The sequence below is a fragment of the Scandinavium goeteborgense genome (assembly GCF_003935895.2).
In the GTDB taxonomy this organism is placed as follows: Bacteria; Pseudomonadota; Gammaproteobacteria; order Enterobacterales; family Enterobacteriaceae; genus Scandinavium; species Scandinavium goeteborgense.
Genome location: NZ_CP054058.1, coordinates 2,529,126 through 2,541,663, shown reverse-complemented (window position 1 = coordinate 2,541,663; position 12,538 = coordinate 2,529,126). Strand labels below are relative to the sequence as shown.

The following is a 12,538-nucleotide window of genomic DNA, read 5'->3' as shown; positions in this document are numbered from 1 at the left end:
TAAGCGCAGCGTCACCGGGCGTGATACCTCAGAACATCACCGGTAAACCCAGTCCGCGTTTAACCGCAAGCAGCGTTTTTTGCGTATGCTCATGGGCTTTCTCACTGCCTTGCTTCAATAATCCCAGCAGCGTTTCTTTGTCGGCAATCAGCTGCTGACGACGCTCGCGAATCGGGGCCAGCAGGGTCTGCAGGCAGTCTTCCAGCGCGTTCTTGCACTGTCTGTCACCGAGTCCACCTCGTTGATAGTGCGCTTTCATTTCCGCCACTTTTTCGCCATCGGGATGGAAAGCATCGAGGTAGGTGAACACGACGTTGCCTTCAATTTTACCCGGGTCACTAATGCGCAGATGCGAGGGATCGGTATACATCGCGCTCACGGCACGCTGTATCTCCTGTTCGCTGGCGGAAAGCGTCAGCGTATTGCCGAGCGATTTCGACATTTTGGCTGAACCGTCAATGCCCGGCAGACGGCCGGTGGCGCTGAGCAATGCCTGACAGTGTCGCAGAACCGGGGCGTCCATCAGGCTGTTCATCTTGTGCACAATCTCATTTGTCTGCTCAATCATTGGAAGCTGATCGTCACCGACAGGCACAAGGTCTGCGCCGAAGGCGGTGATATCCGCCGCCTGGCTGATGGGATAGACCAAAAACCCGGTAGGCAGTGAGCGGGCAAAACCTTTCTGCTGAATTTCATGTTTGACCGTGGGATTGCGTTCCACGCGTGAGACGGTGACGATGTTCATATACAGCATCGTCAGTTCGGCCAGCGCGGGAAGGGCGGATTGCAGGCAAACCGTGGTCCGAAGCGGATCGATACCGACCGCCAGGTAATCGGCCATCACTTCGAAAATATTGTTGGCGATTTTTTCGGGCCGCGAGCCGTTATCGGTTAACCCCTGCAAATCGGCAATCAGGATAAATTGCGGATGTCGCTGCTGGAGCGCAACGCGCTGGCGCAGTGAACCCACATAGTGGCCGAGATGTAACGGCCCGGTTGGACGATCGCCGGTTAAAATACAGTGAGATGTTGCGGTTGAATGTGTCATCAGAAGCTCCTGTTGTGACCACCGGAGACGGTTCTGTTGACAGAGTGGACGCCTTCCGGCGGCCTGAACTAAAAAAGGGAAAGGGTTATCAGGCGGCCTAAATTAAGGCTGCCACCAACGAGAAGTGAGGGACGTACGAGTGATATTCATGTTTCGACCTTACACCACTTCAGGCGCAGGCACAATCAACGGGTTTTTGCTGGAGAAGCGGTGCCCGTAGGCACCGCAGCAGAATCAATTGCCGAGCAGATGGCCCATCTTGGCGGCTTTGGTATCGAGATAGTGTTCGTTCTTCGGGTTACGACCAACAATCAGCGGCACGCGTTCAACGATGTTGATCCCGGCTTCGGTCAGAATTTCGACCTTTTTCGGGTTGTTGGTCAGCAGACGCACTTCGTCCACGCCCAGCAGCTTGAACATATCCGCACACAGGGTGAAATCACGTTCGTCGGCGGCAAAGCCCAACTGGTGATTCGCTTCCACGGTGTCATAGCCCTGATCCTGCAACGCATAGGCGCGAATCTTATTCAGCAGGCCAATGTTACGACCTTCCTGACGATGATAAAGCAGAATACCGCGACCTTCTTCAGCGATGTGTGCCAACGCCGCTTCCAGCTGGAAACCGCAGTCGCAGCGCAGGCTGAACAGGGCATCGCCGGTCAGACATTCGGAATGTACGCGCGACAGCACCGGTGTTTTCCCCGAAATATCGCCGAACACCAGGGCGACGTGATCTTGCCCGGTTGCCAGTTCTTCAAAGCCCACCATCAGGAAATCGCCCCAGGGGGTTGGCAGTTTGGCTTCTGCCACACGTTTAAGCTGCATGTGATTCTCCAGATTATATCGGCATGCATGTGCCTTCTGTTTGCGCCTATTTTGCCACAATGCCTGGGCTTCACCTAATGACTGACGGTTGTCTGCTGTTTAAGCGCACAATTCGACCTCTTTCACCGTTATCGCATTTTTCAGTTATGATTGTGATGTTTAAGGAAAAAGGAGACATGATGCTTTCTATCGCCAGACGAACCGCGGCAGGCGCCGCCGTGCTACTCGTCATGCCGGTTGCGGTATGGATTTCCGGCTGGACGTGGCAGCCCGGACACAACGCCTGGTGGCTGAAGGTGCTCTATTGGGTGACGGAAACCGTGACCCAGCCGTGGGGTATCATCACCCATGTCATACTTTGCGCCTGGTTTTTATGGTGCCTGCGTTTTCGCCTGCGCGCCGCTTTAACGCTCTTTGCGCTCCTGGCTGCGGCAATTCTTGTCGGGCAGGGGGCCAAATCCTGGGTGAAGGAGCGCGTTCAGGAGCCACGACCGTTTGTTATCTGGCTGGAAAAAACGCAGCAGGTGCCGGTCGAGGAGTTCTACACTTTAAAACGTAAGGACCGGGCGCACTTAGTGAAAGAACAGTTGGCCGACAGGAATGATTTACCACAGTTTTTGCGTCATCACTGGCAAAAAGAGACCGGATTTGCCTTCCCGTCAGGCCACACGATGTTTGCTGCCAGTTGGGCGCTGCTGGGCGTAGGGCTATTGTGGCCGCGTCGTCGTACGATAACCATCGCGGTTCTGCTGGTATGGGCGACGGCAGTCATGGGTAGCCGGTTGCTGCTGGGGATGCACTGGCCGCGTGATTTAGTGGTTGCCACGCTGATGTCCTGGCTGCTGGTGACGCTTGCCACCTGGCTTGCACAAAAACTCTGTGGCCCGTTGACGCCACCGGGGGAAGAAGCAAGGGAAATCCGAAACCGTCAGTCAGAAGAGTAGTGCAAGTTGATTTCGGTGGTTTCCGCCCACAAATCCATAGCTGGCAGCACGCTTGGCAGTTTCGCCGTTGCGGCGAAGATGGTACTTTATAAGGCTGGAAGCAAAAGATCGAACATGATTTATTCACATAAACCACATAACGGGAAGTAATGTGAAATATTTACTCATTTTCTTATTGGTGTTGGCGATTTTCGTTGTCTCCGTCACCCTTGGCGCACAAAACGATCAGCAGGTCACCTTTAACTATCTGCTGGCGCAAGGGGAGTTTCGGATCTCCACGCTGTTAGCGGTGCTTTTTGCCGCTGGATTTGCCATCGGCTGGCTGATATGCGGCATGTTCTGGCTGCGTACTCGCGTCTCATTATTGCGCGCTGAGCGCAAAATCAAACGCCTCGAGCAACAAATTGCCCCGGTCACTCCCGCTTCGTCTGCGCCGGTCGTTCCGGCTGTGAAGGAATAACTTTCTATGCTGGAGTTGTTGTTTCTGCTTTTGCCCGTCGCCGCCGCGTATGGCTGGTACATGGGCCGCAGGAGTGCACAACAGTCCAAACAGGACGATGCTAGCCGCCTCTCCCGTGATTACGTCGCGGGCGTAAACTTCCTGCTCAGCAATCAGCAGGACAAAGCGGTGGACCTGTTCCTCGACATGCTTAAAGAGGATACCGGCACCGTCGAGGCGCACCTGACGCTCGGCAACCTGTTCCGTTCGCGTGGTGAAGTCGACCGCGCTATCCGCATTCACCAAACCTTGATGGAAAGCGCCTCGCTGACCTACGACCAGCGCTTGCTGGCGGTGCAACAGCTGGGCCGTGACTACATGGCTGCGGGCCTCTATGACCGCGCAGAAGACATGTTCAGCCAGCTGGTGGATGAAACTGAATTCCGCATCAGCGCGCTTCAGCAGCTGCTGCAAATTTATCAGGCGACCAGCGACTGGCAAAAAGCCATCGACGTTGCGGAGCGTCTGGTCAAACTCGGTAAAGAAAAACACCGGCCTGAAATAGCCCACTTCTGGTGCGAACTGGCCCTGCAGCAAATGGGCAACAGCGACATGGATAAAGCCATGTCGTTGCTTAAAAAGGGTGCCGCCGCCGATCGCAACAGCGCTCGCGTGTCTATCATGATGGGCCGGGTGTTCATGGCCAACGGTGATTATGGCAAAGCGGTGGAATCACTGCAGCGGGTTATCGATCAGGACCGCGAACTGGTCAGCGAAACCCTGGAAATGCTGCAAACCTGCTATCAGCAGCTCGGCAAAGACGAAGAGTGGGAACACTTCCTGCGTCGCGCGGTGGAAGAGAACACCGGTGCCGCCGCCGAGCTGATGTTGGCGCAAATCATGGAACAGCGCGAAGGCGCTGATACCGCACAAACCTACGTCACCCGCCAGCTTCAGCGCCATCCGACCATGCGAGTGTTCCATAAGTTAATGGATTATCACCTCAATGAAGCGGAAGAAGGGCGCGCGAAAGACAGCCTGATGGTGCTGCGTGACATGGTTGGCGAACAGGTGCGCAGTAAACCGCGCTATCGTTGCCAGAAATGTGGCTTCACGGCCTACACCCTCTACTGGCACTGTCCTTCCTGCCGGGCCTGGTCCTCGGTCAAACCTATTCGCGGCCTCGACGGCCAGTAATTTTTTAAAAACCGATACATTAGTTACAACATACTTATCGATTTTTCGCACACCTTTTGTGGCATCGAGCCAGCCATCGTCGGGCAGGTGAAAACGGCGAAATGCAGTCTGTCAATTTCGCGCTGTCGCAGGTAGAATGCACGCCGTTTACCGTTTTTACGCCGGTTGCGGCCCACAACAAGAAGGTCTGGTCATGACGTCTGAATCCCGTATTGTTACTTCCTCTCCCGTAGTCGTTGCCCTTGATTATGATAATCGCGACAAAGCGCTGGCTTTCGTCGATCGTATCGACCCGCGCGACTGCCGTCTGAAAGTAGGCAAAGAGATGTTCACGTTGTTTGGGCCACAGCTGGTGCGCGACCTGCAACAGCGCGGGTTTGATATCTTCCTCGACCTGAAATTCCACGATATTCCCAACACCACGGCGCATGCGGTAGCCGCTGCCGCTGATTTAGGTGTCTGGATGGTGAACGTTCACGCCTCCGGTGGCGCACGGATGATGACCGCCGCACGCGAAGCGCTGCTGCCGTTTGGCAAAGATGCGCCGCTGCTGATTGCCGTCACCGTTCTGACCAGCATGGAAGCCAGCGATTTACAGGATTTGGGCATTTCGCTTTCTCCGGCGGACCACGCGGCGAAGCTGGCGGCGCTCACCCAGCGCTGCGGCCTGGACGGCGTGGTATGTTCAGCGCAAGAAGCTGTGCGCTTCAAGCAGGAATTGGGCCAGGCGTTTAAACTAATTACACCGGGCATTCGTCCCGCGGGCAGCGATGCGGGCGATCAGCGTCGAATCATGACCCCAGAGCAGGCGCAGACGGCGGGCGTTGACTACATGGTGATTGGGCGCCCGGTGACGCAGTCTGCCGACCCGGCGCAAACGCTGCGTCAGATTAACGCGTCGCTCACGAAGGAGGTCTGATGAACGATTCCAACAGCCGTCTGGTGTATTCCACCGACAGTGGCAGAATTGACGAACCGAAAGCCGTTGCCGAGCGCCCGAAAGGCGACGGTATCGTGCGTATTCAGCGTCAGACCAGCGGGCGCAAAGGCAAAGGCGTTTGTCTGATAACCGGCATTGATGCGGATGATGCTGAGCTGGTGAAAATTGCCGCCGAACTGAAAAAGAAATGTGGCTGCGGCGGAGCGTTGAAAGACGGCGTGATTGAGATTCAGGGCGATAAGCGTGACCTAATTAAATCCCTGCTTGAAGCCAAAGGCATGAAGGTGAAACTGGCAGGCGGTTAACGCCACCTGTTTTACAACGGTCGCCAGAAATAAAAAGGGCTACGCAATTGCGTAGCCCTTTTTAATACGTAAAGGTTTGTGCGTTAGTCAGACCTGAATATCGTTTTCTTTATTATTTCCCGAAAGGGAATTATTTACCGACCTGATGACCAATAATACCACCGACTGCCGCGCCACCCAGCGTACCGAGCGTACTGCCATCAGTCAGAACCGCACCACCTATAGCACCGGCACCGGCACCCAGAGCGGTGTTACGGTCACGTTTGGACCAGTTTGAACATGCGCTCAGGGACATGATCAGCGTTGCAGCCAGCACGGCTGCGGTCATTTTTTTGCTCATTGAAGTCATAAAGTTCTCTCCTGAATAAACGCTCCACGAAAGTGCCTGCATACAGTTTAGTCCCGAATGGGAAGCCGTGCGGCATTCATGGAATTGTGTTGCGCAGGTGTTACTAAAATCACGCAAGTGATAGTCACTTCCTGTTATATCGCTAACATTAATTTTACGTCGTCGGGGGAGAACAGGGAGGTAAAAAATCTTAATTGGTGCGTCAGAACAATCCTATATGTGACAGGGTGTTGAAGAATGAAACAGAATGGAAATAGCGGGTCGCGGAATATTTAGGCAGGGTATTATGCGAAAAGAAGAAACCCCCGCGGACGGGGGCTTTTCTCACGGGCGTTTAACGATGTCTACCGTTAAACCGGCGTGTTCGAGCAGATGCTGATGGTCGGCGGTAAGGCCATCATCGGTGATGACTCGATTAAACTTCTGCGTTGGGCCAAGCGGGTAAGGGTGAACCGCGCCAAACTTCGAACTGTCGCTCAGCACAATGGTTTCACACTCTTTATCCAGCACAGCGCTTACCACATCCGCCCGCATCATATCGCGGCCGGTGAAGCCGGTTTCACGCTGCCAGCCGTCCACTCCGATAAAAGCTTTGTTGAAATGAACCTGCTGAATGTACTGGCGGGTGAGTGGCCCAACCATACTCTCGCTTTTCTTCTGATAAATGCCCCCGAGCAAAATCACTTCGCCCGGCGTTTCTTTCAGAAGATGCGCTATATAGCTGCTGACAGTGATTATGGTAATCCCCGGCTGCTCAGAGAGCGCGCGGGCGAGCAGGGCGTTGCTGCTGCCGTTCTCGATAAACACCGTTTCCCCCGGGCTGACCAGACGGGCAGCATAGGCGGCAAGTTCCCGCTTGAGCGAGAAATTGTTCATCATTCGCGTTTCGACGTCTTCGCTGTCGAGCGGCACGGCGAAGCCATGTGTACGGCGCAGATAACTTTGTTTTTCCAGAAGGTTCAGATCCTGACGGATAGTCACTTCTGAAACCCCGGTCATCAGGGCGAGATCGGCAACGCTCATGCGGCCTTTGTCGATCACCATTTGCAAAATAGATTGTTGTCGGGCGTTCATATCAAGGTCACTGCTGTTTTAAATTTCCCAAGGGGATTTAGGCTGAGCGGATTTCTGTTCCAGCTCGCCGGACGCCTGAGCCAAAAGCTCTGCTTTCAGGATTTCGAGATTGTTAATTGCAGAGTGGTAATCACCCGCCACCAGAATATCCAGCACGGTATCAACACGTTGAGCTAACTGGCGCGCATCGAGGTTTGACATAGGCAATCCTGAGAGAAAAGTAAGAAAAATCAATGATGCAAAAAAAGGGGACAAAAGAGAAGCGGAAAATGTCACGGGCTAAAAACACATAACGAAAAATGATAAATTACGACTTCTGGATATCCGCGAGAAATGGCCTGAATTAGTCTGATATTGCGCGCAACGCGCTTTATTCTATGAGGATCAGATTATGACCGTGATTAATCAGCCTACCTGCAAATTGTTTACCGATACTGAACGATTCACCCAGCTCTCTGCATACTACGAGGAGGAGCGCCGCACCGTATGGATGATGCTTCGTGCTCAGCCACGGCCGTGCTTTAACCATGCGCTGATAGAAGAGATCATGAATCTGTCATGGCTGGTCAAACAGCAGGGGTTTGTTGTCGATTTCTGGGTCACCGGCTCGCTGGTGTCGGGGATCTACAATACCGGCGGCGACCTGGGCTTTTTCGTGGAGTGTATTCGTAACGGACGACGTGAAGCGCTGCGGGCCTACGCGCGGGCCTGTGTGGACTGTGTTCATGCTGCGTCTCGTGCATTTGATACTGGCGCCATCAGCATTGCCATGGTTGAAGGCAGCGCGCTGGGCGGAGGCTTTGAGGCAGTGCTGGCGCACCACTTCATTCTTGCGCAGCGTGATGCCCGAATGGGGTTCCCGGAGATTGCGTTTAATCTCTTCCCCGGCATGGGCGGATACTCATTGGTTAGCCGTCGGTCGGGCATGAAGCTTGCCGAACAGCTCATTTATCGTGGGGAAGCGCATACTGCGGAGTGGCATGAGCAGCGCGGTCTGGTGGACGTGTTGTTTGAGCCAGGCAACAGCTACGTGTCGACACGCACGTTCATCGACACGCTGATACCTAAACTCAATGGTGTTCGCGCCATGCTGCGGGCGCGCCAGCGAGTATTGGTGCTGCCGCGAAGCGAGTTGATGGATATCACCGAGGATTGGGTGGACGCCGCATTCTGTCTCGAGGACAAAGACATTGCCTATATGGAGCGTCTGGTCATGTTGCAGACCCGGCATACACAGGTCTCGCTGCGCAAAGCCAGCTAGCGCAGATTGCGGGTCTGACGTCGCTTAAGCCAGCGCTCAAATACGGCAGCGGGCATTGGCTTAGCAAATAAGAAACCTTGCCGTTCGTTGACGCCATTCTTGGTCAGAAAGGCGTCTTCTTTCGCGCTTTCCACGCCTTCCGCTATCACCTGTAAATTCAGCGCCTGGGCCACCGCCACGATGGCGCGCACCAGTGATTGCGAAACAGGCTGCTTATGCACATCGCGGACGAACACCTGATCCAGTTTGATGGCATCAATAGGGAAACGGGCCAGCTGTGAAAGCGATGAGTAGCCGGTACCGAAGTCATCCAGATGCACCTGCGCACCGAGCGCGCTGAACTGCTGGATAACTGACTGCGCCAATTCTTCGTTCTCAATCAGACAACTTTCCGTCAATTCGACGTCGATAGGGCAGTATTCGAAATTGAGGTCACGCAGCGCCTGTTTTAAATCGCTAAAAATGGTCTGGTCGGAAAGCTGACGTGCCGACACGTTCACCGCCACGCGCAGGTTTATGCCTTTGTCTCGCCACAGCGCCACCTGGCGCACCACGTCAAGCATCACCCAGCGCCCGAGCGGCACAATCAGCCCGGATTCTTCGGCGTAGGAAATAAATTCAGTAGGACCAATCAGCCCACGTTCTGGCGATTCCCAACGGACTAAGGCTTCCAGGCTGCGAACGTCGCCGCGCCAGGTGATTTTCGGCTGATAGTGAATGACCAGCTGGTTGGTATCCAGCGCCTTACGCAGGTTGGTATCGAGCCACAGATACTCAAACACCCGCTGGTTCATCTCCGGGGAGAAGACGCAGAATTTACCACGACCGCCTTCTTTGGCGGTGTACATCGCGGTGTCGGCGTTACGGATCAGGCTTTCTTTGTCGTTCCCGTGTTGAGGGGCGAGGGAAATGCCGAGCGAACAGCCGGAATAGACTTCAATCAGCCCAATGCGGAACGGATCGCGCAGTCGAGTGAGAATGCGCGACGCCATCGCCTCCAGGCTGCCCTGTGAGGTTTGGGTCGCAAGAACGATAAACTCATCGCCGCCGAGACGCGCCAGGGTCTGGCCTTCTTCCAGGCAGCTTAAAATCGATAATGCCACCGACTGCAGCAGCTGATCGCCGAACATATGCCCGTAGGCATCGTTCACCTTTTTGAAGTTATCGAGGTCGAGATACACAATGCCGACCTGATTATCTTCACGGGTGTTAATCGCTTCGGTGATCATGTCGTTAATGGCGTTGCGGTTAGGCAAACCGGTAATGGTATCGGTATTGGCGAGAACCCGCAGGCGCTCCTGAGCGCGGCGTTCTTCGGTAATATCGGTCCCAGAGCAAATCAAATATATTTCGTTTTTACCGCTGCCGCTGTGCACGAATTTATTGCGAAATAAAAACAGGCGCTGACCTTTGCGGGTTTTAACCCAGCGCTCGACTTCGTAGGAACTGCCGTTTTTAAAGAACCCACTAATATTGCGGCGTGAGGCGGCGGCTTCCGCCGGGCTCATAAAGAGCTTAAAAACGTTCTGCCCAATGACCTCATGTTCTTTCATGCCGGTATATTCTTCGCTCAAACGATTAAAGCGCTGAATATTGCCGTGGCGATCGAGAATAACGATAACGGAGTTGGCTTCGGAAACGACCTGCTCGGCGAAGGAAAGCCCCTGCACGAGGTCGCGGGCAACCGAACCGGTATCATCCCAGGCGGATGCGCTACCAGCCCATTGCGACTTATTGATTTTACGGCCGACAAGATGCACTGGCACCGGGTTGCCATAAAGATTCAGGCTCAGCGTCAGACTGGAGGTGATCACCGTCATCTCGCGAATGCTGTCTGCCTGATCCGCACTTAGCGCCACCACCTGACTCGTATCGGTCTCCTCGGTGGCCGCCAGGTGCAGCGCGTTGCTGTCACTGGACAATCGCCAGTAGGGACTGCTGGTCCCCAGATACCGAAAGAGCAGGTTTTGCTCCAGTTCCTCTGCCATGTCTTCTCCCAAACCACATAAGCGCAACCATTGATAAAAGTCGGCACAGCCAGATTATTGTTTTAAGTGGAAATGCTCCACTTTATTGTGATCGCTTTTGCTGGAATGTGGGGGGAATTGTGGAAAAAAAGTGTGGGAGGAATCGCATTGCAGAAGAAGAAAAGGGCGGCTAACCCATGATTAGCCGCCTTTAATTATTACGCCTGGAAAGGACGCGCGATAACGCTCCGGGTTTCCATTCTGACTTCGGCGATCGTGACGTCGATAACCTCAGTCACTTTATAAACGGTTTCGCCTTTGATTTGCACGGTGCCATTTTCCTGGCTGCAGACCATTTCATCACGCACGGCGTGCAGGAACGGTGCCGGAATAAATGCTACCGCGCCGTTATCCACCAGACGAACGCGCATCCCGCCGCGGCTGATATCAATGATTTCAGCGGCAAAACGGGTATCGGTGCCGGCTTTGTCATTCAGGAAACGCGCATACAGCCAGTCGGCTACGTCACGCTCGGCCATACGGTTCAGGCGGCGACGTTCTGCCATCTGGATAGTAGCGTCTTCCTGTGGACGAGACGCGGTTTCACCTTTGATAATCGCTTTCAGCAGACGATGGTTGACCATGTCGCCGTATTTACGAATTGGTGAAGTCCAGGTGGCGTAAGCTTCAAAGCCCAGACCGAAATGCGGGCCTGGCTCGGTGCTGATTTCCGCGAAGGACTGGAAGCGACGAATGCGGCTATCGAGGAAGCCGGTTGGCATCGCGTCGAGTTCGCGGCGCAGCTTGCAGAAACCGTCCAGCGTCAGCACTTCCTGCGGATCGACGTGCACGTCGTGGGTCTTCATCAGCTCGGAAAGCTGTTCTGTTTTCGCAGGATCAAAACCGGTGTGAACGTTGTAGATACCGAAACCGAGCTTATCGCGCAGCACGCGAGCGGCGCAGATGTTGGCGGCAATCATAGACTCTTCAACGATGCGGTTGGCGATGCGACGCGGTTCAGCGACGATATCCAACACTTCACCTTTTTCACCGAGCACGAAGCGGTAGTCCGGGCGGTCTTTGAACACCAGCGCGTAGTTATGACGCCACTCGCCGCGCAGGGCGCAAATACGCTCCAGCAGTTTGATTTGTCCGGCGATCGCGTCGTTCTGCGGCTGCCAGCTACCGTTGCCTTCCAGCCAGTCAGAAACGTCGTCATAGGCCAGCTTGGCTTTGGATTCGATGGTCGCGGTAAAGAATTCGATATCGTCTTCGATGGTGCCATCGGCGGAGATGATCATGCGGCAGGCGAGAACCGGACGCACTTCATTCGCACGCAGAGAGCACAGGTCGTCAGACAGTTCACGCGGCAGCATCGGGATATTGAAGCCCGGCAGGTAGTTGGTGAACGCGCGAATTTTCGCGGCGTTATCCAGCTTGCTACCTTCGGCAATCCACGCGGTCGGATCGGCGATGGCTACGGTCAGATGCAGTTTTCCGTCAGCGACTTCTTCTGCATACAGCGCATCGTCCATATCCTGGGTGCTGGCGCTATCGATAGTCACGAAGTCCAGCGCAGTCAGGTCGCGACGCTCCAGACCTTCGTCCAGCATTTCGGTCGCGGTGCCTTCCGGGGCCACTTTCTCAAGATTATGGCGCGCCAGCGTCACCCACCATGGAACGAAATGATCGTCGCCGTAGGTAATGAAGTGGGTGAGTTCCGCGTAGAAGCTGCGGTCGCCTTTCAAAGGATGACGGCGCATTTCTGCTACAGCCCAGTCACCCTCTTTAAAATCGTGTTCCAGGCTGCGCACAGGGCGGCACTGGATGGCATCTCTCAGCAGCGGATGATCGGGTACGATCGACAGGCGATCGTCCTTCTTCTGCACGCGGCCAACAAAACGCGTCAGGAACGGCTCGACCAGTTCTTCTGGTTCGGCGCTTTCTTTTCCTTTGTCGCCACTATGGATGGTGGCAATGATGCGGTCACCATGCATCACTTTTTTCATCTGTGGTGGAGAGATGAAATAGCTTTTCTGGGCATCGACTTCGAGAAAACCAAAGCCTTTTTCGGTGCCTTTTACCACCCCTTCAGCGCGAGGGGTCTGGGAATGAAGTTGCTGTTTTAGCTGTGCAAGCAGCGGGTTATCCTGAAGCATAATTATGTTTTTTCGTGGCCAAAAGAGCGG

Annotated in this window: 13 protein-coding genes; 6 read left to right on the top strand and 7 right to left on the bottom strand. The window is 54.6% G+C overall.

Annotation, left to right across the window (positions count from 1 at the left end):
• Positions 1 to 28: 28 nt before the first annotated feature.
• Positions 29 to 1,048, bottom strand: a complete 1,020-nt coding sequence (gene trpS, locus A8O29_RS13065) for a tryptophan--tRNA ligase (RefSeq protein WP_125355228.1) — start codon at positions 1,046 to 1,048, stop codon at positions 29 to 31.
• A gap of 234 nt (positions 1,049 to 1,282) precedes the next feature.
• Entirely contained in the window at positions 1,283 to 1,873 is a 591-nt protein-coding gene (gene ribA, locus A8O29_RS13060; protein WP_166665165.1) for a GTP cyclohydrolase II, read from the bottom strand.
• 179 nt (positions 1,874 to 2,052) lie between these two features.
• Between ribA and pgpB the strand changes: the two genes are divergently transcribed.
• The 5 genes from pgpB (at position 2,053) to yciH (ending at position 5,698) form a co-directional block, all read left to right on the top strand.
• Positions 2,053 to 2,817, top strand: a complete 765-nt coding sequence (gene pgpB / locus A8O29_RS13055) for a phosphatidylglycerophosphatase B (protein ID WP_125355231.1) — start codon at positions 2,053 to 2,055, stop codon at positions 2,815 to 2,817.
• Between the two features lie 151 nt (positions 2,818 to 2,968).
• Positions 2,969 to 3,277, top strand: a complete 309-nt coding sequence (locus tag A8O29_RS13050) for a LapA family protein (protein WP_110507935.1) — start codon at positions 2,969 to 2,971, stop codon at positions 3,275 to 3,277.
• A 6-nt stretch (positions 3,278 to 3,283) separates the two neighbouring features.
• Entirely contained in the window at positions 3,284 to 4,453 is a 1,170-nt protein-coding gene (gene lapB / locus A8O29_RS13045) for a lipopolysaccharide assembly protein LapB (protein WP_125355226.1), read from the top strand.
• A 193-nt stretch (positions 4,454 to 4,646) separates the two neighbouring features.
• Entirely contained in the window at positions 4,647 to 5,372 is a 726-nt protein-coding gene (pyrF, locus tag A8O29_RS13040; RefSeq protein WP_125355225.1) for an orotidine-5'-phosphate decarboxylase, read from the top strand.
• A complete protein-coding gene (gene yciH, locus A8O29_RS13035) occupies positions 5,372 to 5,698 on the top strand; it encodes a stress response translation initiation inhibitor YciH (RefSeq protein ID WP_125355224.1) in 327 nt (108 codons plus the stop codon). The genes pyrF and yciH overlap by 1 nt, the downstream gene beginning before the upstream one ends.
• A 130-nt stretch (positions 5,699 to 5,828) precedes the next feature.
• Here yciH and osmB read toward each other — a convergent pair whose 3' ends face one another.
• The 3 genes from osmB to A8O29_RS13020 form a co-directional block, all read right to left on the bottom strand.
• On the bottom strand, positions 5,829 to 6,047 hold the full coding sequence (gene osmB / locus A8O29_RS13030; RefSeq protein ID WP_110507938.1) for an osmotically-inducible lipoprotein OsmB: 219 nt from the start codon (positions 6,045 to 6,047) through the stop codon (positions 5,829 to 5,831).
• 324 nt (positions 6,048 to 6,371) lie between these two features.
• Positions 6,372 to 7,121: a DNA-binding transcriptional regulator YciT gene (yciT, locus tag A8O29_RS13025; protein WP_159465379.1), complete on the bottom strand. Its 750-nt coding sequence runs from the start codon at positions 7,119 to 7,121 to the stop codon at positions 6,372 to 6,374.
• An 18-nt stretch (positions 7,122 to 7,139) separates the two neighbouring features.
• A complete protein-coding gene (locus tag A8O29_RS13020; RefSeq protein ID WP_133459942.1) occupies positions 7,140 to 7,322 on the bottom strand; it encodes a YciZ family protein in 183 nt (60 codons plus the stop codon).
• A gap of 190 nt (positions 7,323 to 7,512) precedes the next feature.
• Between A8O29_RS13020 and A8O29_RS13015 the strand changes: the two genes are divergently transcribed.
• Positions 7,513 to 8,382, top strand: coding sequence for a crotonase/enoyl-CoA hydratase family protein (locus A8O29_RS13015; protein ID WP_159465378.1), 870 nt, complete (start codon positions 7,513 to 7,515; stop codon positions 8,380 to 8,382).
• On the opposite strand, the gene pdeR is transcribed toward A8O29_RS13015, so the two are convergent.
• Both pdeR and A8O29_RS13005 read right to left on the bottom strand, forming a co-directional pair.
• On the bottom strand, positions 8,379 to 10,370 hold the full coding sequence (pdeR, locus tag A8O29_RS13010) for a cyclic di-GMP phosphodiesterase (protein WP_174081329.1): 1,992 nt from the start codon (positions 10,368 to 10,370) through the stop codon (positions 8,379 to 8,381). The genes A8O29_RS13015 and pdeR overlap by 4 nt on opposite strands.
• 197 nt (positions 10,371 to 10,567) lie before the next feature.
• Complete coding sequence (locus A8O29_RS13005; RefSeq protein WP_174081328.1) at positions 10,568 to 12,508, bottom strand: exoribonuclease II; 1,941 nt, start codon at positions 12,506 to 12,508, stop codon at positions 10,568 to 10,570.
• Positions 12,509 to 12,538 lie beyond the last annotated feature (30 nt).